This window comes from Modestobacter versicolor (genome assembly GCF_041028285.1).
GTDB classification, from domain to species: Bacteria; Actinomycetota; Actinomycetes; order Mycobacteriales; family Geodermatophilaceae; genus Modestobacter; species Modestobacter versicolor_A.
Window position 1 is genome coordinate 1,194,800 of the sequence record NZ_JABGDB010000001.1, and the last position, 23,055, is coordinate 1,217,854.

27 protein-coding genes are annotated in these 23,055 nt (G+C 75.4%); 12 read left to right on the plus strand and 15 right to left on the minus strand.

The window, feature by feature from the left end; translation table 11 throughout:
* Window positions 1-4: 4 nt before the first annotated feature.
* From HL054_RS05995 to HL054_RS06015, 5 genes are all read right to left on the minus strand, one after another.
* Window positions 5-487, minus strand: coding sequence for an SRPBCC family protein (locus HL054_RS05995; protein ID WP_369137903.1), 483 nt, complete (start codon window positions 485-487; stop codon window positions 5-7).
* Complete coding sequence (locus tag HL054_RS06000; RefSeq protein WP_369137904.1) at window positions 484-843, minus strand: ArsR/SmtB family transcription factor; 360 nt, start codon at window positions 841-843, stop codon at window positions 484-486. Before HL054_RS06000 ends, HL054_RS05995 begins: the two co-directional genes overlap by 4 nt.
* An 88-nt stretch (window positions 844-931) precedes the next feature.
* Window positions 932-1,672: a hypothetical protein gene (locus tag HL054_RS06005; RefSeq protein WP_369137905.1), complete on the minus strand. Its 741-nt coding sequence runs from the start codon at window positions 1,670-1,672 to the stop codon at window positions 932-934.
* Between the two features lie 80 nt (window positions 1,673-1,752).
* Window positions 1,753-2,514 carry a sulfite exporter TauE/SafE family protein gene (locus HL054_RS06010; RefSeq protein ID WP_369137906.1) on the minus strand — a complete coding sequence of 254 codons (762 nt, stop codon included), beginning with the start codon at window positions 2,512-2,514 and terminating at the stop codon, window positions 1,753-1,755.
* Window positions 2,511-3,299 carry a sulfite exporter TauE/SafE family protein gene (locus tag HL054_RS06015; RefSeq protein ID WP_369137907.1) on the minus strand — a complete coding sequence of 263 codons (789 nt, stop codon included), beginning with the start codon at window positions 3,297-3,299 and terminating at the stop codon, window positions 2,511-2,513. Before HL054_RS06015 ends, HL054_RS06010 begins: the two co-directional genes overlap by 4 nt.
* 142 nt (window positions 3,300-3,441) lie before the next feature.
* Here HL054_RS06015 and HL054_RS06020 point away from each other — a divergent pair, with 142 nt between their 5' ends.
* Window positions 3,442-4,005: an SRPBCC family protein gene (locus HL054_RS06020; RefSeq protein ID WP_369137908.1), complete on the plus strand. Its 564-nt coding sequence runs from the start codon at window positions 3,442-3,444 to the stop codon at window positions 4,003-4,005.
* Between the two features lie 18 nt (window positions 4,006-4,023).
* Here the strand turns inward: HL054_RS06020 and HL054_RS06025 are convergent, their stop codons facing one another.
* Window positions 4,024-6,630 (minus strand): DEAD/DEAH box helicase, encoded by a 2,607-nt coding sequence (locus HL054_RS06025; protein WP_369137909.1) that lies wholly within the window; start codon window positions 6,628-6,630, stop codon window positions 4,024-4,026.
* A gap of 158 nt (window positions 6,631-6,788) precedes the next feature.
* Here HL054_RS06025 and HL054_RS06030 point away from each other — a divergent pair, with 158 nt between their 5' ends.
* From HL054_RS06030 to yidD, 3 genes are all read left to right on the plus strand, one after another.
* Window positions 6,789-6,932 carry a hypothetical protein gene (locus HL054_RS06030; protein ID WP_369137910.1) on the plus strand — a complete coding sequence of 48 codons (144 nt, stop codon included), beginning with the start codon at window positions 6,789-6,791 and terminating at the stop codon, window positions 6,930-6,932.
* 267 nt (window positions 6,933-7,199) lie between these two features.
* On the plus strand, window positions 7,200-8,057 hold the full coding sequence (locus tag HL054_RS06035; RefSeq protein ID WP_369137911.1) for an SDR family oxidoreductase: 858 nt from the start codon (window positions 7,200-7,202) through the stop codon (window positions 8,055-8,057).
* Window positions 8,058-8,546, plus strand: coding sequence for a membrane protein insertion efficiency factor YidD (gene yidD / locus HL054_RS06040; protein ID WP_369137912.1), 489 nt, complete (start codon window positions 8,058-8,060; stop codon window positions 8,544-8,546).
* Between the two features lie 58 nt (window positions 8,547-8,604).
* On the opposite strand, the gene mmuM is transcribed toward yidD, so the two are convergent.
* From mmuM to HL054_RS06055, 3 genes are all read right to left on the minus strand, one after another.
* Window positions 8,605-9,498 carry a homocysteine S-methyltransferase gene (mmuM, locus tag HL054_RS06045; protein ID WP_369137913.1) on the minus strand — a complete coding sequence of 298 codons (894 nt, stop codon included), beginning with the start codon at window positions 9,496-9,498 and terminating at the stop codon, window positions 8,605-8,607.
* A gap of 16 nt (window positions 9,499-9,514) precedes the next feature.
* Window positions 9,515-10,273, minus strand: a complete 759-nt coding sequence (locus HL054_RS06050) for a hypothetical protein (RefSeq protein ID WP_369137914.1) — start codon at window positions 10,271-10,273, stop codon at window positions 9,515-9,517.
* A gap of 201 nt (window positions 10,274-10,474) precedes the next feature.
* On the minus strand, window positions 10,475-10,969 hold the full coding sequence (locus HL054_RS06055; protein ID WP_369137915.1) for a SixA phosphatase family protein: 495 nt from the start codon (window positions 10,967-10,969) through the stop codon (window positions 10,475-10,477).
* A 113-nt stretch (window positions 10,970-11,082) separates the two neighbouring features.
* Here HL054_RS06055 and arfB point away from each other — a divergent pair, with 113 nt between their 5' ends.
* From arfB to HL054_RS06070, 3 genes are read left to right on the plus strand one after another with little or no spacing between them, the layout of a single operon-like run.
* Window positions 11,083-11,520, plus strand: a complete 438-nt coding sequence (arfB, locus tag HL054_RS06060; protein WP_369137916.1) for an alternative ribosome rescue aminoacyl-tRNA hydrolase ArfB — start codon at window positions 11,083-11,085, stop codon at window positions 11,518-11,520.
* Window positions 11,521-11,522: 2 nt separating this feature from the next.
* The gene (locus HL054_RS06065) at window positions 11,523-11,915 is read left to right on the plus strand and encodes a hypothetical protein (protein ID WP_369137917.1); all 393 of its coding nucleotides are present in this window, start codon (window positions 11,523-11,525) and stop codon (window positions 11,913-11,915) included.
* Window positions 11,916-11,924: 9 nt separating this feature from the next.
* Window positions 11,925-12,302: a VOC family protein gene (locus HL054_RS06070; RefSeq protein WP_369137918.1), complete on the plus strand. Its 378-nt coding sequence runs from the start codon at window positions 11,925-11,927 to the stop codon at window positions 12,300-12,302.
* A 4-nt stretch (window positions 12,303-12,306) separates the two neighbouring features.
* Here HL054_RS06070 and HL054_RS06075 read toward each other — a convergent pair whose 3' ends face one another.
* Complete coding sequence (locus HL054_RS06075; RefSeq protein ID WP_369137919.1) at window positions 12,307-12,456, minus strand: hypothetical protein; 150 nt, start codon at window positions 12,454-12,456, stop codon at window positions 12,307-12,309.
* 53 nt (window positions 12,457-12,509) lie between these two features.
* Here HL054_RS06075 and HL054_RS06080 point away from each other — a divergent pair, with 53 nt between their 5' ends.
* The 4 genes from HL054_RS06080 to HL054_RS06095 all read left to right on the plus strand — a co-directional run bounded on the left by HL054_RS06080 (window position 12,510) and on the right by HL054_RS06095 (window position 18,477).
* Window positions 12,510-12,836: an MmcQ/YjbR family DNA-binding protein gene (locus HL054_RS06080; protein ID WP_369137920.1), complete on the plus strand. Its 327-nt coding sequence runs from the start codon at window positions 12,510-12,512 to the stop codon at window positions 12,834-12,836.
* A gap of 201 nt (window positions 12,837-13,037) precedes the next feature.
* Window positions 13,038-15,605: a molybdopterin oxidoreductase family protein gene (locus HL054_RS06085; protein ID WP_369137921.1), complete on the plus strand. Its 2,568-nt coding sequence runs from the start codon at window positions 13,038-13,040 to the stop codon at window positions 15,603-15,605.
* The gene (gene nirB, locus HL054_RS06090) at window positions 15,602-18,154 is read left to right on the plus strand and encodes a nitrite reductase large subunit NirB (RefSeq protein WP_369137922.1); all 2,553 of its coding nucleotides are present in this window, start codon (window positions 15,602-15,604) and stop codon (window positions 18,152-18,154) included. Before HL054_RS06085 ends, nirB begins: the two co-directional genes overlap by 4 nt.
* Window positions 18,151-18,477, plus strand: coding sequence for a Rieske (2Fe-2S) protein (locus tag HL054_RS06095; protein ID WP_369137923.1), 327 nt, complete (start codon window positions 18,151-18,153; stop codon window positions 18,475-18,477). The genes nirB and HL054_RS06095 overlap by 4 nt, the downstream gene beginning before the upstream one ends.
* 64 nt (window positions 18,478-18,541) lie before the next feature.
* On the opposite strand, the gene HL054_RS06100 is transcribed toward HL054_RS06095, so the two are convergent.
* The gene (locus tag HL054_RS06100; RefSeq protein WP_369137925.1) at window positions 18,542-18,973 is read right to left on the minus strand and encodes a DUF2000 family protein; all 432 of its coding nucleotides are present in this window, start codon (window positions 18,971-18,973) and stop codon (window positions 18,542-18,544) included.
* A 49-nt stretch (window positions 18,974-19,022) separates the two neighbouring features.
* Between HL054_RS06100 and HL054_RS06105 the strand changes: the two genes are divergently transcribed.
* Window positions 19,023-19,889: an AraC family transcriptional regulator gene (locus HL054_RS06105; protein ID WP_369137926.1), complete on the plus strand. Its 867-nt coding sequence runs from the start codon at window positions 19,023-19,025 to the stop codon at window positions 19,887-19,889.
* On the opposite strand, the gene HL054_RS06110 is transcribed toward HL054_RS06105, so the two are convergent.
* The 4 genes from HL054_RS06110 to HL054_RS06125 form a co-directional block, all read right to left on the minus strand.
* Window positions 19,790-20,362, minus strand: coding sequence for a hypothetical protein (locus HL054_RS06110; protein WP_369137927.1), 573 nt, complete (start codon window positions 20,360-20,362; stop codon window positions 19,790-19,792). The two genes, HL054_RS06105 and HL054_RS06110, sit on opposite strands and share 100 nt — an antisense overlap.
* Window positions 20,363-20,430: 68 nt before the next feature.
* Window positions 20,431-21,003, minus strand: coding sequence for a hypothetical protein (locus tag HL054_RS06115; RefSeq protein ID WP_369137928.1), 573 nt, complete (start codon window positions 21,001-21,003; stop codon window positions 20,431-20,433).
* A 26-nt stretch (window positions 21,004-21,029) separates the two neighbouring features.
* The gene (locus HL054_RS06120) at window positions 21,030-22,418 is read right to left on the minus strand and encodes a hypothetical protein (protein WP_369137929.1); all 1,389 of its coding nucleotides are present in this window, start codon (window positions 22,416-22,418) and stop codon (window positions 21,030-21,032) included.
* The gene (locus tag HL054_RS06125; RefSeq protein ID WP_369137930.1) at window positions 22,415-22,912 is read right to left on the minus strand and encodes a SigE family RNA polymerase sigma factor; all 498 of its coding nucleotides are present in this window, start codon (window positions 22,910-22,912) and stop codon (window positions 22,415-22,417) included. The genes HL054_RS06120 and HL054_RS06125 overlap by 4 nt, the downstream gene beginning before the upstream one ends.
* Between the last annotated feature and the right edge of the window lie 143 nt (window positions 22,913-23,055).

Genomic DNA, 23,055 nt, shown 5'->3' on the forward strand with positions numbered 1-23,055 from the left:
GGGCTCAGCCGGCCAGCAGGGCGTCGAGCCGCTGGTAGCCCTCGCGGACGCCGGTGTCCATGCCGCTGGCCAGGAAGGCGTCGCGGCCCTCGAAGGAGTCGACCAGCGACGTGGCGGTCAGCCGGGTGCGGCCGCCCGGCAGCTCCTCCAGGACGAGCCGCTCCAGCGCCACGCCGTCCGGGAACCCCTCGAAGGTGAACGTCTGGACGATCAGCTCGGGGGAGCGGACCTCGTGGAAGCAGCCGTGGAAGCCGTACTCCTGGCCGTCCTGGACGTGCACGTAGCGGTAGGAGCCGCCGGTGCGGCAGTCGTAGTGGTCGACCCGCGCCTCCATCCCGTTCGGGCCCTGCCACTGGACGACCAGCTCGGGGTCGGTGTGGGCGCGGAAGACCTTCTCCCGCGGGGCGTCGAACTCCCGGGTGATCCGGACGAGCGGGACGTCGGGGTCGGCGACGATCTGGGTCTCGCGGGCGCTGGTGCTGGTCATGACGGACTCTCCTGTCCTCGGGTGGGGGTGACGTCGTCCGGCATCGCGGCCAGGACGTCGTCGAGCCGGCGGTAGCGCTGCTCGGCCTCGCGGCGGTAGCGCTCGATCCACTTCGTCATCAGGTCGAAGACCTGCGCTTCCAGGTGCACCGGGCGGCGCTGGGCGTCCCGGCTGCGGCTGACCAGGCCGGCGTCCTCGAGCACCCGGAGGTGCTTGGACACCGCCTGCAGGCTCACGTCGTAGGGCGCGGCGAGCTCGTTCACGGTGGCGTCGCCGACGGCGAGCCGGGCCACCATGTCGCGCCGGGTGGGGTCGGCCAGGGCCGAGAACACCCGGGACAGGGCATCTGCCGCCACTCGTCCTCCTCTCTTCATCAACCAAGCGGTTGATGACGAGAGTGGACCTCCGGATGGGTGTTGTCAACCGTCTGGTTGACGAATGGGGTCAGTTGTCGGAGGAGCTGAGCTCGGAGAGCCCGATCCGTCCCTCGACCAGGTCGTCGGCGACGTCGTCCACCACCTGGCCGGTCGCGAAGGCGTGCGCCTTGAGCACCGCGAGCGCTTCCGGGGCGTCCAGCCCGAGGGCCACGTTGACCATGCCGGTCGCCTGCCAGACGCGGGCCCGCCGGAGGGCGTCCGGGCCGTCCCACCAGCCGCGGCGGCCCTCCTGCACCGGCGCACCGAGCGCCGCGGTGACCATCGCCCGGGTGAGCGCGATGGTCACGTCGGCGACGTCCTCGCGGTCGGTGGCGGGCAGCGCGCCGGCGTCCCGCACGTACAGGTCCAGCACCACCAGCGGGCCCAGCGGCGGCAGCAGCGGCACGGAGAGGACGGCGTGGAACGGTGTGTCGCCGATCAGCGAGGCGTGCAGGTCGGGCCAGTTGCGGGCGATGGCCGCCTCGTCGAAGGCGATCGTCACGCCGTCGTCGTGGGCCCGCAGGCAGGGGCCCTCGCCGTGGGTGAACTGCAGCCGCTCGGCCTGCGAGGCGGTCGCGTCGCTGGCCCCGATCGGCGTCCGCAGGCCGTGCATGTCGTGGATGCTCAGGCCGGCGCCGTCGACCGGCAGCGCGGCGACGCACGCCCGGGACAGCCGGACGGCGAGCATCTCCGGTCCGCGGAGCTCCGGCGGGGGCAGCTGGTCCAGCGCCTGCACGAAACGCTCTGCCGCCGGTCCTGGCCCGCTCATCTGTCTCCCGTCGTCGCCGTGCCCCGGTGGCACCCCGACCAGACTGCCCCGGCCGGCGGGCCGGCACCACCCGGAGTTGATCAGCCGAACGCGTCGAGGCCCAGGTGCACGGCGAGCCCGAGGCCGGCGACGGCGATCATCCGGCGCAACAGGGTCTGCGGCACCCGGCGCACCACCGCCGGGCCCAGCGAGCCGCCGACCAGGAAGCCGATCGCCAGGGGCAGCGCGGCCAGCCAGTCGACGTCGGCGAAGAAGGCGTAGCCGAGCGCCGCCACCGAGTTGGCTACCCCGAGCACCACGTTCTTCAGCGCGTTGCTGCGCGGCACGCCCTCCCCGGTGACCAGCAGCAGCATCGCCAGCATCAGCACGCCGGCGGCCGCGCCGAAGTACCCGCCGTAGATCGAGACGACGAACGCGCCGAGCACCAGCCAGCGGGAGTCGCGGTGCGGGTGCCGGACCCCCTCCGCCGCCAGTTCGCGGGGCGGGCGCTGGACCAGGATCGCCGCCGACGCCCCGGCGATCAGGAACGGCACGAGCTTCTCGAACGCCGACGACGGCGTCAGCAGCAGCAGGACGGCGCCGGTGACCCCGCCCAGCAGTGCGGCGACGCACAGCGGCACGAGCCGGCGCCGCTGCCCGGCCAGCTCCGGCCGGGAGGCGCTGACCGACCCGATGCTGGAGAAGGCCAGCGCGACGGTGTTGGTGACGTTGGCCGTCAGCGGCGGGATGCCGGTGGCCAGCAGCGCGGGGTAGCTGAACAGCGAGGCCAGGCCCGCGACGCTGCCCACCAGACCCGCGGCGACCCCGGCGAGCACCAGCAGCACGAACTCCACCGTGCTCACCGGGTCACCAGCACCGCGATCGCGACCAGGCCGAGCAGCACGATCGCCGTCCGGAGCACCGGGGCCGGCAGCCGCCGGCCCAGCGTCGACCCGACGAACCCGCCCACCAGCGAGCCGCCGGCGACCAGCCCCGCGGCGCGCCAGTCGATCCGGTCGGTGGCGACGACGACGTAGGCCAGCGCGGCGACGGCGTTGACCCCGAGGGTGAGCACGTTCTTGATCGCGTTGAGCCGCTGCAGCGGCTCGCGCAGCAGCAGGCCGAAGATGCCGATCTGCAGCACGCCCTGGCTGGCGGCGAAGTAGCCGCCGTAGGTGCCGGTGGCGTAGGCGCCGGCGAACAGCGCCGCCAGCCGGCCCCGCCCCAGCGGGGCGTCGTCGTCGGTGGTCCCGGCACGGGCCCGGCGGGCGGCCAGCCGGCGCTGCAGCAGCGGCTGGACCGCGACCAGCACGACGGCGAGGGCGACCAGCCCGGGCACGATCGCCTCGAACGCCGACGCCGGCAGGTGCAGCAGCAGGAACGACCCGGTGAGCGCGCCGAGCACGGAGGCCGGCATCAGCCGCACCAGCAGCCGGCGCTGGCCGGCCAGTTCCCGGCGGTAGCCGATCGCACCGGTCAGGTTGCCCGGCACCAGGCCCAGCGAGTTGGAGATCGTGGCGGTCACCGGGGGCAGCCCGACCGCGAGCAGCACCGGGAAGGTGACCAGGGTGCCCGACCCGACGACGGCGTTGATGGAGCCCGCCGCGAGCCCGGCGAGGGCCACCGCGACCATCTCCCACGCCGTCATGCCCGCATCGCCGCGAGGGTGTCACAGCGGCCCGCTGTGAGCCCGCGCACGGCGGTCGGACCGGCCGGCGCCGACCCGTGTCCCCGGAGGTGACGGCGAGCCGGCATGGACAGCCCGCGCCCCGGTGGGGAGAGTGCGGCTCGTGTCCGCACCCGCGCCCGACTACTGCTTCCGCACCGTCTGGCGGGTCGCCGGCACCATCGCCGAGGTGCAGGCGGTGCTCAGCGACAGCGCCTCGCTGACCCGCTGGTGGCCGGCGGTCTACCTCGACGTCGTCCCGGTCGCCGACGGCGGGCCGGACGGCGTGGGCCGCACGGTCGAGGTGTCCACCAAGGGCTGGTTGCCGTACACCCTGCGCTGGACGCTGCGGATCACCGAGACGATGACCGACGCCGGCTTCGCGCTGGCTGCCAGCGGCGACCTGGTCGGCACCGGTCGCTGGACGTTCGCCCAGGACGGCCCCGAGGTGGTGGTCACCTACGACTGGCAGGTGACGGCGGCCAAGCCGCTGCTGGCCCGGCTCAGCTGGCTGCTCCGCCCGGCGTTCGAGGCCAACCACCGGTGGGCGATGGCCCGCGGCGAGGAGAGCCTGGCCCTGGAGCTGCGCCGCCGCCGCGACCCGTCCGCCGTCGTCCCGCCCCCGCCCGGCCCCACCTTCCGCCGTTCGGCCCCGTCCAGAGACTCGTCCCGAGCTAGCGAGGGATGAGGAGGACGGGGTCCCTCCTCAGTCCTTGCGGCCGGCCTCGACCAGCTGCATGACCACGACGCCCTCCTCGTCGGAGGCGTCCAGGTCCACCTCGACGTCGAACCCCCAGTCGTGGTCGCCGGCCGGGTCGTCCAGGATCTGCCGCACCCGCCAGACCCGCGGCTCGGCCTTGTCGAAGATGAGCAGTGCCGGCCCGCGGGCGTCGCCGCCGGTGTTCAGCTCGCCGTGCTCGGCGAAGTACGCCTGCACCACCTCGCCCCACCGGTCGGCGTCCCAGCCCGAGGCCTGGTCCAGCTGGCCGAGGTCGTACCAGCGGCGCAGCGCGAACAGCTCGACCCGGCGGAACAGCGCGTTGCGCACCATCGCGGTGAACGCCCGCTCGTTGCCGGTCAGCGGCCGCGGCCGGGCCGGGACGGCGACCGGCGCGTCCAGCGGCTGGTCGGGGCTGGTCAGCTGCTCCCACTCGTCCAGCAGCGAGGAGTCGACCTGCCGGACCAGCTCGCCGAGCCACTCGACCAGGTCGGTGACCTCCTCGGTGCGGGCGTCGGCCGGCACGCCGGAGCGCAGCGCCTTGAAGGCGTCGGACAGGTAGCGCAGCACCGCCCCCTCGGAGCGGGTGAGCGAGTAGGTGTTGACCAGCTCGCGGAAGGTCATCGCCTGCTCCCACATGTCCCGCACCACGGACTTCGGCGACAGCTGCGCGTCGGCGGCCCACGGGTTGCCGGAGACGTAGACCTCGAAGGCGTGCGCGAGCAGCTCCTCCAGCGGCTTGGGGTAGGTGATCTCCTCGAGCAGCTCCATCCGCTCGTCGTACTCGATGCCCTCGGCCTTCATCTGCGCCACCGCCGCGCCCTTGGCCTTGTTCAGCTGGGCGGCCAAGATCTGCCGGGGGTCGTCGAGGGTCGCCTCGATCACCGAGACGACGTCCAGCGCGTAGGTGTCGCTCTCGGCGTCCAGCAGGCCGATCGCGGCCAGCGCGAAGGTCGACAGCGGCTGGTTGAGCTGGAAGTCCGGCGGCAGGTCGACGGTCAGCCGGTAGCGACGCCCGTCCGGCTCGGGCTCGTCGAGCCGGACGATGACCCCGGCGGTGATCAGCGACCGGGCGATGCCGATCGCCTCGCGGATGTGCCGGAGTTGCCGCTTGCGCGGTTCGTGGTTGTCGGTGAGCAGCTCGCGCATCGCCGCGACCGGGTCGCCGGGCCGGGCCAGCACGTTGAGCAGCATCCCGGTGAAGACGCGGAAGTGGCTGCTGAGCGGCTCGGGGTCGGCGGCGATCAGCCGCTGCTGGGTCGCCTCGCTCCACGGCACCATGCCCTCGGGCACCTTGCGGCGCACGAGCTTGCGGCGCTTCTTCGGGTCGTCGGCCACCTTGGCGAACTGCTTGAGGTTCTCCACCTCGTGCTCGGGCGCCTGGACGACGACGGTGCCGGCGGTGTCGTAGCCGGCCCGGCCCGCGCGGCCGGCGATCTGGTGGAACTCGCGGGCGTTGAGCAACCGGGTGCGGGTGCCGTCGTACTTGCTCAGCGCGGAGAAGACGACGGTGCGGATCGGCACGTTGATGCCCACGCCGAGCGTGTCGGTGCCGCAGATGACCTTCAGCAGACCCGCCTGGGCGAGCTGCTCGACCAGCCGCCGGTACTTGGGCAGCATCCCGGCGTGGTGCACGCCGATCCCGTGCCGCACCAGCCGGGACAGCGTCGTCCCGAACGCCGAGGAGAACCGGAAGCCGCCGATCTGGTCGGCGATCGCCTGCTTCTCCTCCTTGGTCGACACGTTGACGCTCATCAGCGCCTGGGCCCGCTCCAGCGCGGAGGCCTGGGTGAAGTGGACGACGTAGACCGGTGCCTGCTTCGTCGACAGCAGCTCGTCGATCGTCTCGTGCATCGGCGTCGTGGCGTAGTAGTGGTGCAGCGGCACCGGGCGCTCGGCGTGCGCGACCAGCGCGGTGGGCCGCCCGGTGCGCCGGGTGAGGTCCTCGCGCAGCGCGGTGACGTCGCCGAGGGTGGCGCTCATCAGCAGGAACTGGGCCTTCGGCAGCTCGATCAGCGGCACCTGCCAGGCCCAGCCGCGGTCGGGGTCGCCGTAGAAGTGGAACTCGTCCATCACGACCAGGCCGATGTCGGCGTCCGGCCCCTCGCGCAGCGCGATGTTGGCCAGCACCTCGGCGGTGCAGGCGATGATCGGGGCGTCGGCGTTGACGCTGGCGTCCCCGGTGAGCATCCCGACGTTCTCCGCGCCGAACACCCCGCACAGCGCGAAGAACTTCTCGCTGACCAGCGCCTTGATCGGCGCGGTGTAGAAGCTCACCCGGTCGTTGGCCAGCGCCGCGTACTGCGCGCCGGTGGCCACCAGCGACTTGCCCGAGCCCGTCGGCGTCGCCAGGACGACGTTCGCGCCGCTGACCAGCTCGATCAGCGCCTCCTCCTGGGCGGGGTAGAGCACCGTGCCGGCGGCCTCGGCCCACTCCGCGAAGTGGGTGAACAGCGCGTCCGGGTCGCCCGCCCGGGACTGCAGCTCGGTGAGGTCGGACGGGTCGCCGATCAGCGACCGCACGTCGGGCGAGGGCAGGGCGGTGGCGGGGGAGTCGGCCGGGGTGGTGTCCGTGCCGGCGGGGGAGAGCGTCATCGTGCCCCCCAGGGTGCCCGATGGACGGCGGGCGCTCGCACCGACGCCCGGAAGGGTGACGCGCCGACACGAATCGGTAACGGTTGGGCCGGTCGGGCGTAGGGTGGCCAGCTCCTGGACACAAGGTGAACACCAGGTGAACGAGAGGTGGAACGAAGATGCGCGATCAGCTCAGCCCCCAGTGCCGGTGGGTCCCCGTCGTGGACGGGTCGGGACGTCGTCGGCTCGAGATGCAGTGGAGCCGGCCGGCCACCGTCACCGCCCTGGTGACCCCGGCTGCCCGGACCGCCCGCGCCGCCTGACGAAGGGCTTCCTGCCCCCACCGCTGGCGAGCTCGCGGCGGGGCCCTGCAGGAGGCCGCACCCCACCCCGCGACCCGGGTGGTGCCGAGGAGCTCACCGCAGAGCGCCCTCGGCACCTCCCGGGTCGCGGGCTGTCCGGGGCCGGTTCACCGCGCGAGGTCGCGGGTAGGCGGGGGACGACGTCGCACCAGGCCGGCCCGTCCGCGGAGCCGGCTGCGTGAGCAGAGCGCGAGGTGCCGCCGCCCGGACACTGCAGGAGGAACACCCATGTCGTCACCCCGCCCCGAGTCCCAGCCCGAGCAGACCCAGACCCCGCCCGGCGTGCTGGGGGAGATGACGCCGAAGCCCGACCACGGCGAGGAGAGCTACCGCGGCTCCGGGAAGCTCACCGGCAAGCGCGCGGTCATCACCGGCGGCGACAGCGGCATCGGCCGTGCGGTCGCGATCGCCTTCGCCCGCGAGGGCGCCGACGTCCTCATCTCCTACCTCAGCGAGCACGACGACGCGAAGGACACCGCCCGGTACGTCGAGGAGGCCGGCCGCAAGTGCGTGCTGGTGGCCGGTGACCTCGCCGACCGCGCCCACGTGAAGACGATCGTCCCGAAGGCCGTCGAGGAGCTCGGCGGGATCGACGTGCTGGTCAACAACGCCGCGTTCCAGATGACCCACGAGACCCTGGACGAGATCAGCGACGAGGAGTGGGACCACACCGTCGCGGTGAACCTCAGCGCGATGTTCACCCTCTGCAAGGACGCCGTGCCGCACATGCAGCCCGGTGCGGCGATCATCAACTCCTCGTCGGTGAACTCCGACATGCCCAAGCCCACCCTGGCGCCCTACGCCATGACCAAGGCCGGCATCGCCAACTTCACCGCCAGCCTCGCCCAGATGTACGCCGACAAGGGGATCCGGGCCAACAGCGTGGCCCCGGGCCCGGTCTGGACGCCGCTGATCCCGGCGACCATGCCGGCCGAGGACGTCGCCAGCTTCGGCTCCCAGGTGCCGATGGGCCGCGCCGCCCAGCCGGCCGAGCTGGCCCCGGTCTACGTGCTGCTGGCCAGCGACGAGGCCAGCTACGTCTCGGGGGCGCGGGTGGCGGTCACCGGCGGCAACCCGATCCTGTAGATGGTCTTCGTCTGGGGCTGGGGTGGCGGCGGCCCGCGACGGCGCCGCGGCTTCGGGCGGCGCGGCTACGGCCCGCCGCCCGGCTACGGCGGCTACGGCCCGGGGTTCGGGCCCGGGTACGGCTACCGCCGCGGCAACGACTCCTGCCTGCGCAACCTGTTCTTCCTCAACACCGGCTGCTGCCTGGCCCAGGCGCTCGGCTGCGGCATGGAGATGCTGCTGGTCGCGCCCTCGACCGTCCGCCGGGTCCGGGCCGACAGCCCGGATGGCCGGGCCGTCCACCGGCTCGTCGCCGCGGTCCGGCTCTACCAGCGGGAGGTCAGCCCGCGCCGCCCACCGTGCTGCCACTTCACCCCGACCTGCTCGGCGTACGCGGTCGAGGCCCTGGAGCGGCACGGTGCGCTGCGGGGCAGCTGGCTCACCCTGCGACGGCTGGTGCGCTGCCGGCCCGGCGGCCGCCGCGGCGCGGACCCCGTCCCCGCCTGGTGAAGGACCCCGCTGCCCCCCACCGCTCGCAAGCTCGCGGCGGGGCCCTGCAGCGGGGCCGTCACCGGACGGCGTCCGCCACCGCGCGGACGTCGTCCGGCCGCACCCGGCAGCAGCCACCCACCAGCCGGGCGCCGGTAGCGAGCCAGCCGCTGACGTCGCCGACCCCGGCGTGCCCGGTCCACCGGCGGCCGGCGGCGTCCCACTCCTCGCCGCTGTTGGGGTAGGCGACCACCGGCTTGCCGCTGGCCGCCGCGGCGACCCGCACCGCGGTGGCGACGCCGGCCGGGGCGGTGCAGTTGACGCCGACGGCGACCACCGCGTCGACGTCCCGGGTCATCGCCAGCACGTCGGCCAGCAGCTCGCCCCGCCGGGTGCGCGGGACGCCGTCGCCGTCCAGCACCGTGGTGAGCGAGAGCCACGCGGGCACGCCGAGGTCCGCCAGCTCCGCCAGCAACGCCTCGACCTCCGCGGCGGCGGGCAGCGTCTCGCAGGCGAGCACGTCGGCGCCGGCGTCGGCGAGCACCTGCAGGCGCGGCCGGTGGAACGCCCGCAGCCCCGCGACGCCGACGTCGGTCACGTAGCCGCCGGTGTACTCGGAGCCGTCGGCGAGGTGGGCGCCGTACGGCCCGACCGAGGCGGCGACCCAGCCGTCCGGGGCTCCCTCCCGCGCCAGCTGCACCGAGCGGGTCATCAGCCGGGCCGCCTCGTCGGCGTCGATCCCGGCCGCGGCGAACCCGGGGAAGCTGGCCTGGTAGCTGGCCGTCGTCGCCACCTGGGCCCCGGCGGCGGCGAAGGCGGCGTGCGCGGCGGTGACGGCGGCCGGGTCGTCCCGCAGCAGCCGGGCCGACCACAGCGCCGAGGTGACGTCGTGGCCGCGTGCCTCCAGCTCGGTGGACAGCCCGCCGTCCAGCACGACCGGTCCGGCAGCGAGCGCGTCGGCGAGGGGGATCACGCCCCCGATGGTGCGCTCAGCGCCGGCGGCGGTGCACGGCGGCCACCAGGGCCACCCCCACGTACAGCGGCGCGACCCCGGCGAGCACGGTCATGCCCAGCACGTCGCCGAGGTGCGCCGTCGACCAGACCGACGACGAGAGCAGCGCCCAACCGACCGCGGTCATCGGCACGGTGACCAGTCCGGTGCCCAGCGCCGTCCGCACCCGGTCGGCCCGCGCCGCGGACGCGGCCAGCGCCCCGGCCAGCACCGCGGGGACGAGCGGGACCGCGCAGCGCAGCACCAGGTCCTCCAGCGGCCGGTCCGTGCCGGCGAAGGAGGCCAGCGACAGCGCGCCGGCCACCGCCACCAGCGCCGACCCCGAGACCAGCGCCCACCACAGCCGGGCGGCGGCCGGGGGCAGCACGTCGGCGGGACGGACCAGCCGGCCGGCGGTCCACACGCAGAGCGCGGCGCACAGCATGAGGAAGGTGAGCAGCGACTGCGGGACGTCGGTGACGCCGCCGCCGTCCCGCTGGGGGAGGTCCCAGGCCTGCCGGCCCAGCAGCGCGAGCACGGCGGTCAGCACGACGCCGGCGACGGCCAGGCCGGCCGGCCGGAGGTCCCGCGGTCCGCGCCCGGCGGCCACCTGCGCGTCCAGCGCCTCGGCGCGACGCAGCAGGTCGGCCATGACGGCGTTCCCGGTCGGGCCTGCCACGTCTCTGGCCGGGGCGTGGGTCGGGGCCACGTGGTTGCCGGTCACCACGTGCAGGCGGGGCGGAGCGTCCTGCGTCACCCCCTGAGCGTCACACCCAGTGACGGACGCGGCCAGGTGGACCGTTGCGGTCCATGCGAACGGGTGTCACCCGGGGCGCGACCAGAGCTGACGGCAGCCGCTCGTCACCCTCCAGGTCGACCCCGGCCACCCACGAGGAGGACCCCGGGACAGCCTGCCCGCACGCCGGTGGACGCCTCCCGGCGGGCGGCCTGGGCGCGCTCAGTCGCTGCCGGGCACCGCGACGGCGTGCAACCGCGCCCCGCCGGGGACGAGGTCGGCGAACGGGCCGTCCAGGTCGAACACCGCGACCGCGCCGGTGGGGAAGCCGGCGGCCACCTCGCGCCGCGCGGCCGCGTCACCGGCACCGTCGTCCAGGATGGCGGCGAGCTCGCCGATCGACGGGTTGTGGCCGACCAGGACCAGCCGCTGCACGTCGTCCGGGGTCTCGTGGACGACGGCCAGCAGCGCCTCGACCGTGTTGTCGTAGACCCGCGGCTCGACGACCGGCGGCACCCCACCGGCCAGCTGCCAGGTCTGCAGGGCCCGGCGGGCGGGCGACACCACCGCCCGGTCGGGGGTCAGGTCGTGCTGCGCCAGCCAGCCGCCGATCGCCACCGCGCGGCGGGCGCCGTGCGCGGTGAGCGGGCGGTCGACGTCGGACGCGGCGTCGGCGGCCTGGGCGTGCCGGACGAGCAGGAGTCGGCGGACGGTCACCTGCCGAGTCTGGCACCGCCGCACCGGTGGAGCAGGCCCGTCGTCACCCGAGCCGCCCGTGGCGGTCGGCAACTCGGTCGTCGTGCGGGCCGCCGTCCGGGAGACTGGCGCGCATGCCCGGGGACGACGCCTACGCCGACCTGCCGGTGACCGACCGCCTGGTCGTGCCGGCAGGCGTGCTGACCTGGCGCTTCTCGCGGTCCTCCGGCCCGGGCGGGCAGGGCGTGAACACCGCCGACTCCCGGGTCGAGCTCTCGGTGTCCCCGCTGGCGCTGCCCGGGCTCAGCGACGTGCAGCGGCAGCGGCTGGTCGAGCGGCTGGGCGACCGGCTGGTCGACGGGGTGCTCACCATCGCCGCCAGCGAGCACCGCCAGCAGCTGCGCAACCGCGAGGCGGCGCGCGCCCGGATGGCCGCGGTGCTGCGGTCGGCGATCGCCGCGCCCCCGGCGGCCCGGCGGAAGACCCGGCCGACCCGCGGCTCGCAGGAGCGGCGGATCAAGGCGAAGAAGGAGCGCGGGCAGACCAAGCGCCTGCGCGGCAGCTGGGACTGAGCGTGTGGGGCGGAGCGCCGCGGTCCCTGCGCGCCGTCGTCCGCGGGTTCGTGGTGCTGCTCGGCTACGGCACGGCGGTGCACCTGCTCCACCTGGTCACCGGCGGTCTCGACCCGTACCCCGGGCTGCCGGGCTGGCTGGCCGGGTACTTCGTCAGCCTCACGGTGCTCGACCCGCTGGCCGCCGTGCTGCTGGTCCGCGCCCGGCGCAGCGGGATCGTGCTGGCCGTGGCGGTGCTCACCACCGACGCGGCGGCCAACGGCTGGGCTGCCTACGCGCTGGACCCGGCCGGCGGTGTCACCCCGGGCCGGGTCGGTCAGGCGGTGATCACCGCGCTGGCGCTGCTGCTCCTCCTGGTGGCCCCGCGGCTGTGGCGGTACGCCGGTGAGGTGTAGGACCAGCGCATGCGCATCGACCGGATCGACCACCTGGTGCTGACCGTGGCCGACCTCGACCGGACCGTCGCCTTCTACACGCAGGTGCTCGGCATGACCGTGGAGACCTTCGGCGAGGGCCGGACGGCGTTGCGGTTCGGCCGGCAGAAGGTGAACCTGCACGTGCGGGGCGCGGAGTTCGAGCCCCGGGCCGCGCACGCCGCCACCGGTACCGCCGACTTCTGCCTGGTGACCGCGGACCCGCTGGACCAGGTGCGCGCCGAGCTGGCCGCGCACGGGGTGCCCGTCGAGGTCGGGCCGGTGACCAAGCAGGGGGCGCTGGGGGAGATGACCAGCGTGTACGTGCGCGACCCGGACGCGAACCTGGTGGAGATCTCCCGCTACTGAGCGCTCAGCGCCGGCGGCTCAGCCGGGTGCCGACCAGCACGCCCGCCAGCGCCCAGAAGGCGCCCACGCCGACGCCGGCGAGCACCACCCAGAACGGCACCCGCATCTCGTCCGTCGCCACCTGCACCAACCGCTGCTCGGTCTGCTGCTCCACGCCGCAGAGCCTGGCCCGGTCGCCGTCCGGCCGCCAGCCCCTACGGTGCGGCCATGGACGTCGATGCGGCCGCCGCGCTCGCGCTCGCGCTGCCCGGGGTCACCGAGGCCGACCACCACGGACGGCGTTCGTTCCGGGTCGCCGGCACCAAGGTGCTGGCCACCGTGCCGGCCGAGGGCGTGCTGAACGTGATGGTGGGCGAGGACCTGGCGCACGCCGCGGCCGCGCAGCCCGGCGTCGAGCTGCTGTGGTGGGGGAAGCAGCTCTCCGGCGTCCGGGTGCAGCTGGCCGGCGTCGACCCCGCCCTGCTCGAGGACCTGCTGACCGACGCCTGGTCCCGCCGCGCCCCCGCCGCCCTCCGCCGCCAGCTCCCCACCTGACCGGCGGAGATGGCCATCTCCGCCCCGGTCTGCAGGGCCGAAGATGGCCATCTTCGGCGCGGGGGGAGGCCCGGAGATGGCCATCTCCGGGCTCGAGGGAGGTGGGGCGCACGGACGGCGGACGGCCGGTGTGAGGTCGACGGAACGCGACCTTGACCTGACCGATGCGGTCGGGAAACCGCGCCACCGGAACCTCGGGCTGTGTCCGCTGCCGTGTCGTTGCCGCACCCGACCACCGGCACGCGCACCACCGAGACGCACTGCCCGTACTGCTCGCTGCAGTGCGGCGTCACGATGACCGCCGGCGACCGCCCGGCCACCCTCGTCCCCGCCGACTTCCCGACCAACCGCGGCGGGCTGTGCTCGAAGGGCTGGTCGGCGCCGGAGCTGCTCGACCACCCCGAGCGGCTGACCCGCCCGCTCGTCCGCGCCGACCCGGCCGACCGCACCAGCCCGCTGGTCGAGTCCACCTGGGACGTCGCCCTCGACCGGGTCACCGCGGCGATCACCCGCACCCAGGCCGAGCACGGGCGGGACGCGGTCGGCTGCTTCGGCGGCGGCGGGCTGACCAACGAGCAGGCCTACCAGTTCGGCAAGTTCGCCCGGGTCGCGCTGCGCACCAGCGCCATCGACTACAACGGCCGGTTCTGCATGTCCTCGGCCGCGGGGGCGGCGATCCGCGCCTTCGGCCTGGACCGCGGCATGCCCTTCCCGCTGGCCGACATCGCCGAGGCCGACGTCGTCGTGCTGGTCGGCAGCAACCCGGCCGACACCATGCCGCCGGCGATGCAGTACTTCGACACCGGCCGGGAGCGCGGCGCCGAGCACGTGGTCATCGACCCGCGACGCACCAGCACGGCGAAGAACGCCAGCCTGCACGTCCAGCCGCTGCCGGCCACCGACCTGGCGCTGGCCAACGGGCTGCTGCACATCGCCATCGCCGAGGGGCTCGTCGACACCGCCTACGTCGAGGCGCGCACCACCGGGTTCGCCGACGTCCGGGCCGGGGTCGCCGGCTACTGGCCCGACCGGGTCGAGCGGCTCACCGGGGTGCCGGTCGAGCAGCAGCGCCGGATCGTCTTCGCGCTGGCCCGCGGGCAGCGGTCGATCATCCTGACCGCCCGCGGGGCCGAGCAGCACCGCAGCGGCACCGACACCGCCCAGGCGTGGATCAACCTGGCCCTGGCCCTCGGCCTGCCCGGGCGGGAGGGCAGCGGCTGGGCGACCGTCACCGGGCAGGGCAACGGGCAGGGCGGCCGGGAGCACGGGCAGAAGGCCGACCAGCTGCCCGGCTACCGGAAGATCACCGACCCGGCCGCCCGGGCGCACGTGGCCGCGGTGTGGGGCGTGGACCCCGACGACCTGCCCGGTCCGGGCCGCAGCGCCTTCGAGCTGCTGGACGCCCTGGGCACCGCGGGCGGCGTCCGCACGCTGCTGGTGATGGCCTCCAACGTCGCCGTCTCCGCCCCCGACGCCCGCCGGGTGGTCAGCCGGCTGCGCGACCTGGACTTCCTCGTCGTCAGCGACTTCTTCCTCTCCGAGACCGCCGAGCTCGCCGACGTGGTGCTGCCCAGCGCCATGTGGGCGGAGGAGGAGGGGACGATGACCAACCTCGAGGGCCGGGTGATCCGCCGCCGCCGGGCGATGGACCCGCCCGACGGCGTCCGCGACGACCTGCAGCTGCTGGCCGAGCTGGCCGGCCGGCTCGGGGTCGGCGGGTTCAGCGGGGACGCCGAGACGGTGTTCAGCGAGCTGGGCCGGGCCAGCGCCGGCGGCGCCGCGGACTACTCCGGCATCACCTACCGGCGGATCGACGCCGAGCAGGGGCTCTTCTGGCCCGTCCCGTCCCCGGACCACCCCGGCACGCCCCGGCTGTTCACCGAGCGGTTCGCCACCCCGGACGGCCGGGCGCGGTTCGTCCGGGTCGAGCAGGTCGACGCGCACGAGCGGCCCGACGCCGACTACCCCTACGTGCTCACCACCGGCCGGGTGCTCGCCCAGTACCAGTCCGGCACCCAGACCCGCCGGTCGCGCAGCCTGCAGCTGATCGCGCCGACCCCGCGTGCCGAGCTGCACCCCGACCTCGCCCGGACCCTCGGCATCGGCCCGGACGACGTGGTCGAGCTGGCCACCCGCCGCGGCCGGGCCCGGTTCCACGCGCTGGTCACCGACGCCGTCCGGCCCGACGTGGTGTTCGCGCCCTTCCACTGGGGCGGCGGCTCCAGCGCCAACGCGCTCACCGACCCCGCGCTGGACCCGACCAGCCGGATGCCGGCGTTCAAGGCCTGCGCGGTCGCCGTCCGGCGGGTCGGCGGCCCGGAGGAACGCATCCCGCCCCCGGAGCACCAGCCGCAGCCCCGGCCGCACCAGCCGACCACGGCCCACACCCCGCACACCCCGGCACGGAGGAGGACCACCAGCGTGAAGAGCACCCCCCGCTTCCTGCACGGCGTCTACCCGATCATCGGCGAGGGGCTGGGCAAGCCCGGCCCGCTCGACCCGGCGCTGCGCTACCAGGTGCCCCAGGGCCGCACCGCGCAGGCGCTGTACTTCCGCGGCGGCAACTCCACCGACGAGCTGGTCTACCTGCTGCTGGTCCGCGACGGCGAGCCGATGCGCTGGTTCCCGATCGGCGCCAAGGGCGACTGCCACGTGCCGCTGCGGGTGGTCGAGGACCTCGACGGCGGCACCGTCGTCGAGCTGCACGCCGCCGCGCCGCTGGGCGTCACCGGCGAGGTCGTCGTCGACCTGGGCCTGGTGGAGGTGTGACCGCGGTCCTGGGCGGGCGCCCGGCCGGCGTCAGCACCCTGCACTTCGCGATGGACGAGCCCGACGGCTTCGACACCCGGCAGCAGCTGGTCGTCATCGGCAACGGCATGGCCGGCGCCCGGGTGGTCGAGGAGGTGCTCGAGCGCGGCGGCGGCGAGCAGTTCGCCATCACGGTGTTCGGCGAGGAGCCGCACGGCAACTACAACCGGATCATGCTGTCCCACGTGCTCGCCGGCGAGGAGCACGAGGACGACATCGTGCTCAACAGCCACGACTGGTACGCCGACAACGGGGTGCAGCTGCGGGCCGGCGTCCGGGTCGACCGGGTCGACACCCACGCCAAGGTCGTGCACGCCGCCGACGGGACGACGACGCGCTACGACCAGCTGGTCATCGCCACCGGCAGCCGGTCGTTCATCCCGCCGATGACCGGCCTCCACCGCGGCTCCGACCAGGGGGACGGCGAGCTGCTGCCCGGCGTCTTCGGGTTCCGCACCATCGACGACACCCGGGCGATGCTGGCCGCGGCCGCCGAGCACGAGCGGGTCGTCGTCGTCGGCGGCGGGCTGCTCGGGCTGGAGGCCGCCCGCGCGCTCCAGGGCCACGGGCTGCAGGTCGAGGTCGTCCACGCCGGCACCCACCTCATGAACCAGCAGCTGGACCCGGACGGCGGCGCGATCCTCCGGCACTCGGTGGAGGCGCTGGGCATCGTCGTCCACCTGGCCACCCGCACCACCGAGGTCATCGGGCCCGACCGGGTGCGCGGCGTGGTGCTGGCCGACGGCCGGGTCGTCGACGCCGACATGCTGGTGATAGCCGCCGGCATCCGGCCGGTCACCGAGGTCGCGCTGCTGAGCGGCCTGGAGGTCGAGCGCGGCATCGTCGTCGACGACCAGCTGCGCACCGACGACCCCGACGTCTACGCGGTGGGGGAGTGCGCCCAGCACCGCGGCGAGCTCTACGGCCTGGTCGCACCGGTCTGGGAGCAGGCCCGGGTGCTCGCCGACCTGCTCACCGGCACCGACCCGGACGCCGCCTACCACGGCTCCCGGACCGCGACGAAGCTCAAGGTCGCCGGCGTCGACGTGGCCACGATGGGCGTCAACCGGCCCGAGCGGGACAGCGACGAGTTCCTGGTCATCTCCGAGCCCCGCCGCGGGGTGCACCTGAGCGTCGTCGTCCGGGACGACAAGCTGATCGGCGCGACCCTGCTCGGCGACACCCGCAAGGTCGCCTTCCTGACCCAGGCGTTCGACCGCGGCGCACCGCTGCCGCAGGAGCGGATCAAGCTGCTGGTCGACCTCTCCGACGGCGCCGCGGACGTCGGGGTGGCCGAGCTGCCCGCCGACTCGCAGGTCTGCAACTGCAACGGGGTGTCCAAGCAGGCGATCTGCGACGCGGTCGCCGGCGGCTGCGGCAGCGTCGGCGCGGTCATGGACGCCACCCGGGCCGGCAAGGGCTGCGGGTCGTGCAAGGGCCTGGTGAAGCAGGTCGTCGAGTGGGCCGCCGACGGCGACGTCACCGAGGACGCCGCCGCGAGCTGGTACGTGCCGGCCATCCCGCTGGCCAAGCCCGAGCTGATGGCCGCGATCCGCGAGCAGGGGCTGCTCAGCGTCTCCGCCGTCTTCGCCGCGCTCGCACCCGGCGGAGCCGAGGACGCGAAGTCGAAGATGGGCCTCACCTCGCTGCTGCGGATGATCTGGGGCGCCGACGTCGTCGAGGAGAACGACGCGAAGTTCATCAACGACCGGGTGCACGCCAACATCCAGCGCGACGGCACGTTCTCCGTCGTCCCGCAGATCAAGGGCGGGGTGACCACGCCGGCGCAGCTGCGGACGATCGCCGACGTCGCCGAGAAGTACGCGGTGCCGATGGTCAAGATCACCGGGGGTCAGCGGATCGACCTGCTCGGCGTCCGCAAGGAGGACCTCCCGGCGGTGTGGGCCGACCTGGGCATGCCCTCGGGCTATGCGTACGGCAAGAGCTTCCGCACCGTGAAGACCTGCGTCGGCAGCGACTTCTGCCGGTTCGGCCTGGGCGACTCCACCCAGCTGGGCATCGACCTCGAGACGCGGTTCCAGGGCATCGAGAGCCCGGCGAAGATGAAGCTCGCCGTCGTCGGCTGCCCGCGCAACTGCGCCGAGGCCTACGTCAAGGACGTCGGCGTCGTCGCGGTCGGCAACGGGAAGTGGGAGGTCTACGTCGGCGGCGCCGCGGGGGCGACCATCCGCAAGGGCGACCTGCTGGCCACCGTCGACTCCCCGGCCGCGGTCATCGAGCTGACCGGCCGGTTCCTGCAGTACTACCGGGAGAACGCCAACTGGCTCGAGCGCACCTACGACTTCGTGCCCCGGGTCGGGCTGGAGAAGATCAAGGACGTGCTGCTGGAGGACGGCGAGGGCATCGTGCTGCACCTCGACGAGGGCATCCAGCGCTCGATCGACGCCTACACCGACCCGTGGGGCCAGGACGGCCGGACGCCGGCCACCCCCGGCCAGTTCCGCACCGCGCTGCCGCTGGTCGACCTGCCCCAGGTGCCCGTCCGATGAGCGTGGTGGACCGCACGGCGACGACCGCGCACGTCGTGGGCCGAGTCGAGGACGTGCCGCCCGGCGAGGGCCGGGCCTTCGTCGCCGGCGGCGTCCAGCTGGCGGTGTTCCGGCTGCGCGACGGCTCGCTGCACGCCACCCAGGCCGCCTGCCCGCACGCCGGCGGCCCGCTCGCCGACGGGCAGACCGACGCCGACGTGCTGGTCTGCCCGCTGCACCTGTTCGCCTACCGGTGGCGCGACGGCACCTCGACCAGCGGCGCCGGCCCGCTGCAGGTGTACCCCGTCCGCGAGGAGGACGGCCACCTCGTCGTCACCGTCTGACCCTCAGGGCGAACATGGCCATCTCCGCCCCCTCCCGACGCGGCGAAGATGGCCATGTTCGCCGTCAGGGGTGCATGCGGGCGCCCTTGACCACCTTGTCGACGGCGTTCTTCGGGCCGTGGACGGCGAGGCCGACGAGGTCCAGGTCGGCGCCGGCCACCGCCTTGACCGCGGCCCGGTTCTGCACGTCGCCGGGGGTGCGGAACAGGTCGGCGGTGAAGACCGCGGGCGTCACGTCGCGGGCCAGCGCCCGGGTGCGGGCGGTGTGCAGCAGCTCCGCGGTGCCGGCCAGCACCAGCACCGGCTGCCGGATCATCGGCAGGTACCCGGTGCCGTCTGCGTCCTCGTAGGGCTCGCCGACCAGCTCCGGACCGGTGGCGACGACCCCGCTGACCAGGAACGACGTGACGTTGAGCGCCTGCCACGGGGCGAGGTCCTCGCGCAGCAGGACGGCGATCTTGGTGGCCCAGCGGGGGAGCTCGTCGGCGGTGTCCATGCTGCTCAGCGTCGGACGCCGGCCCCGACGGGTCTTGTACGTTCCTGACGTGAGCGAGGTGCTCGCCTGGCGCCCCGCGGTGCCCGGGCTGACCGAGGTGCTGCACGCCTCCTTCACCGACCACGTCTACCCGCCGCACACCCACGACGCCTGGACGCTGCTGCTGGTCGACGACGGCGCGGTCCGCTACGACCTGGACCGGCACGCGCACGGCGCCACCCGCAGCCTGGTCACCCTGCTGCCGCCCGGCGTCCCGCACGACGGCCGGTCGCAGTCCCCGGCCGGCTTCCGCAAGCGGGTGCTGTACCTGGAGCCGGGCACGCTGGGCGCCCACCGGGTCGGGACGGCGGTCGACCAGCCCGCCGTCGACGACGCGGCGCTGCGGGCACGGCTGTCGGCGCTGCACCGGGCGCTGGCCCCGGACGGCGACGCGCTGGAGGCGGAGAGCCGGCTGGGCTTCGTGCTCGAGCGGCTCGGCCAGCACCTGGACCGCGCGGTGGCGCCGCCGCCGGCCGTCCGGGACGACGCGCTGGCCGACCGGGTGCGCGAGCTGCTCGACGCCCGGGTCACCGAGGGCCTGGCGCTCGCCGAGGCCGCGGCGCTGTTCGGCGTCCACCCGACCCACGTCGTCCGCGCCTTCACCCGGCGGCACGGGCTGCCGCCGCACCGCTACCTCACCGGCCGGCGGATCGACCTGGCCCGCCGGCTGCTGCTGGCCGGGATGCCCGCCGCCGAGGTGGCCACCGCCGCCGGGTTCGTCGACCAGTCGCACCTGACCCGGCACTTCCGCCGGATGCTGGCCACGACGCCGGCGGCCTACGCGCGCTCGGCCGGCCGCGCCTCGGCGCGGGCGGCGACAGCCCGGAGCAGCAGCCGGCGGATCAGCCCGCTGAACGGGCTGACCACCGTCCAGTAGCGGGCGAAGGCCTGCCGGGCGCCGGCGTCGGTGCTCCGCACCCAGGTCTCGGTGACCACCCGGGTGCCGCCGTCCTCCGCGGTCAGCGTGATGCTCATGGCCCCCTTGGCGTACCCCGGCTCGGCGAAGTCGAGGAACCAGTCCCGGCCCCGCGGGCGCAGCACGCCGCCGGTCGGCCGCCAGAACCGGCCGACCAGGCCCAGCACGACCTCCTCGCCGGGCACCTCGTGGAGCACGGTGAACCCGGCGGCCAGCGCGTGGTCGAGCAGAGGCCGGTCGGCCGCGGCGCGGCCGGCGCCGGTGACCAGCCGGGGCAGCGAGCGCACCGCCGCCAGCAGCGCCACCGCGGGCACGTCGCGCAGGGTGAGCTCCCGGAACGCCGCCTCGACGGCCCGAGGGGCGGCGTGCACCAGCCGTTCGTGGCGCTCGGTCACGTCGGGGTGGGGCAGCAGCTCATCGAGGGCGGTGGGCACGGGCACCTCCTGTCACCGGCACGGTGCGCCCGCCCGGCGGGCCCGGTCAAGGTCCTGTGCAGGCACTGTCACGGCGCGGGCACTCTCACGATCGCCTCCAGCGGCCCACCGCACTCCTCGGTCCCGCCGACCCGCTGGAAGTCCAACGCGGACGCGGCCCGGGCCAGCACCGTCCCGTCGGTCGCCCGCACCGTGGCGACCGCCGACCCCGGCTGCTCCCCGAGGAGCACCGGCCAGACCAGCGGCTCCGCGCCGGCCTGCAGCGACGCTGGCTCGCCGGTGACCTCGTCGAGCACGAGTGGGAGCTCGCACGAGGGCGAGCACACCAGCTCCACCGCCCCCACCGGCTGGGCCGACCAGTCCCCGGCCAGCTCCACCCGCACCGACGAGCCCCACCCGATCGCCGGGCACGCGACGCTCCCGTGGCCCCAGGTGAGGGCGGTGAGCACGACCGCCAGAGCGGCGCCGAAGGCGAACAGGCCTCTCACGGCACCGGCGGTGCTGCCGGGGCGCGGCGGTCGGCGGCGCACCGCACTCCGCCGGAGACGGGCCTCCTCGGCCAGCTGCCGGGCCGCGACCACCGAGGCGGGCTCGGCCGGCGCCCCGGTCACCGGGGCGGGCTCGGCCGGTAGCCCGGTCACCGGGGCGGGCTCGACCGGCGCCCCGGTCACCCGAGGTCGGCTGTCGCGAGCAGCCGCAGGCGCCAGGACCGGCCGTCGTCCGCGCTGGCGGCGACCGAGGCGGTGCGCTCCGGGGCGTCGACCACCGCGACCCCGTCGACCAGCGGGAACGCGGTCAGGGCCACCCCCGTCATGTCCACCGCCTGCGCGGTGGCCGCCTGCGGGGCGAGCACCACCAGGCTGCTGGTGGTCGCGGCGTCGGCGGTGCCGTCGGGCACGTCGCACCGGACGACGAGGGCCTGGTCCGCCGGCGCCACCCCGGCGGCCTGTACGCCGGAGCCGCAGGACCCGCCGAGCACGGAGCCGTCCGCCGTCCCGTAGCCGAACGGTGCGGTGAGGTACACGGCGCCGGACGGCAGGGTCACCGCCAGCAGTGTCACCCGGGCCGGCCGGTCGTGCGGGCCGGGCACGTCCCCGGCCCACAGCGCGGCGACCGTCACCTCGGCCGGCGTCAGGCCGGTCGCGCCCAGCACCTCGGCGACCGCCCCGGCGACCGCGGCGTCACCGGCCGCAGGCGGCGGCTGCGGGCGCACCCACTCGACGGCCGCCGGTGCCGGTGCGGCGGCGGTGCTGCTGTGCCCGTCCGGGACCGCGGTGGCCACCTCGACGCCGTCCCGGACCACCCGGTACCGCACCGCGGTGGCGTACGGCGCGGCGCCGGGCGGCAGCGTCGTCACCACCACGCCGTCCGGCGCGTCGACCGGCTGCCAGGCCCGGCTGCTGGTGCCGTCCGCGGCGACGTCGGGGCGGCTCGAGAGCTCGACGGCGTCGCCCGGGGCGGCGACCACCACGAGCGCACCGGTGCCGTTGTCTGCCCGCGCGACGGGCCGGGCGGGGTCGACGACGACCGGGACGCCGGCCGGCCGGAGCTGCTCGGCGGGAGCACCGGGCGGGCCGGAGAACCAGGCGAGCGCGGTGTCGTCCGTGCCGCTCGCCGTCCCGGCGACCAGCGCCCACCGGCCGCCCGCGACGTCCCCGGCGAAGACGACCCGTCTGCTCCCCGGCGGCACGTCCGTGCCGGCGTCGGCCCAGGGCAGCCGGCGCACGCCGTCGAGGAAGGCCGCGTCCCCGGCCAGCGGACCGCGGGCCGGGCCGGCGAGCACGTCGACCCCCGGCGGCTCCGGGGCCGGCTCGGCGGCGGGCAGGTCGACCGACGCCGCGCCGGCGGGCTCGGCGGCCGGCCCCCCGGGCAGCAGCGTCGTCGAGGCGACCACCAGCGCCGCCACCGCGGCGGCCAGGCCGGCGGCCCCGAGGGCCTGCCGGTGGCGGGCGCGGTGCCGGGCGACGACGACGTCCGCCAGGTCGGCGCGCGGCGGGGGAGCGGAGCGTTCGGCGAGCCCGGTCAGCCGCCGCTGCAGGTCGACGTCGTCGGTCATGGGTGCTCCTCAGCTACCAGCACGGGTGGGGCGAGCAGCTGACGGAGCCGCGCCAGCCCGCGGGCGGTCTGGGTGTTGACGGCGCTGGCCGAGCCCCCCATCGCCTCGGCGGTCTGCCGCTCGGTGAGGTCGGCGTAGTAGCGGAGGACCACGGCGGTGCGCATGCGCGGGGGCAGGGCGCGGAGCGCGGACCGCAGGTCGTCGTCGTCCTCCCGGGGCGCGGCCGGGTCGGCCGCGTCGGGCAGCGTGCCCACCACCTGCTCGGTGCTGGACAGCCGCCGCCGCCAGCTGGTGTGCGTGGTGACGAGCACCCGCCGGACGTAGGCGGTCGGGTCGCCGGCGCGGGTGATCCGGCCCCAGTGCCGGTAGCTCTTCAGCAGCGCGGTCTGCACCAGGTCCTCGGCGTGGCCGCGGTCACCGGTCAGCAGCACGGCCAGGCGCAGCAGGGCAGCCTGCTCCCGGGACACGAAGTCCTCGAAGCCTGCCCCGTCCACCCGGTCCCTCCCGCCGTCGCCCACCTCTTACACGCGGTGGGCGGCCCCGGGGACCCACAGCCGTGGTCACGAAGTGGTCACGACCGGCGAGCACCGCCGTGCGACTGCCGGGAGCCGCTGCCGGGACCGCCCGTCCGGTGCAG

Coding starts and splice junctions, on each gene's coding strand:
- HL054_RS05995 (WP_369137903.1), bottom strand. CDS start 487: ATGACCAGCACCAGCGCCCGCGAGACCCAGATCGTCGCCGACCCCGAC.
- HL054_RS06005 (WP_369137905.1), bottom strand. CDS start 1,672: ATGAGCGGGCCAGGACCGGCGGCAGAGCGTTTCGTGCAGGCGCTGGAC.
- HL054_RS06015 (WP_369137907.1), bottom strand. CDS start 3,299: ATGACGGCGTGGGAGATGGTCGCGGTGGCCCTCGCCGGGCTCGCGGCG.
- HL054_RS06025 (WP_369137909.1), bottom strand. CDS start 6,630: ATGACGCTCTCCCCCGCCGGCACGGACACCACCCCGGCCGACTCCCCC.
- HL054_RS06030 (WP_369137910.1), top strand. CDS start 6,789: ATGCGCGATCAGCTCAGCCCCCAGTGCCGGTGGGTCCCCGTCGTGGAC.
- HL054_RS06035 (WP_369137911.1), top strand. CDS start 7,200: ATGTCGTCACCCCGCCCCGAGTCCCAGCCCGAGCAGACCCAGACCCCG.
- yidD (WP_369137912.1), top strand. CDS start 8,058: ATGGTCTTCGTCTGGGGCTGGGGTGGCGGCGGCCCGCGACGGCGCCGC.
- arfB (WP_369137916.1), top strand. CDS start 11,083: ATGCCCGGGGACGACGCCTACGCCGACCTGCCGGTGACCGACCGCCTG.
- HL054_RS06070 (WP_369137918.1), top strand. CDS start 11,925: ATGCGCATCGACCGGATCGACCACCTGGTGCTGACCGTGGCCGACCTC.
- HL054_RS06080 (WP_369137920.1), top strand. CDS start 12,510: ATGGACGTCGATGCGGCCGCCGCGCTCGCGCTCGCGCTGCCCGGGGTC.
- HL054_RS06095 (WP_369137923.1), top strand. CDS start 18,151: ATGAGCGTGGTGGACCGCACGGCGACGACCGCGCACGTCGTGGGCCGA.
- HL054_RS06100 (WP_369137925.1), bottom strand. CDS start 18,973: ATGGACACCGCCGACGAGCTCCCCCGCTGGGCCACCAAGATCGCCGTC.
- HL054_RS06120 (WP_369137929.1), bottom strand. CDS start 22,418: ATGACCGACGACGTCGACCTGCAGCGGCGGCTGACCGGGCTCGCCGAA.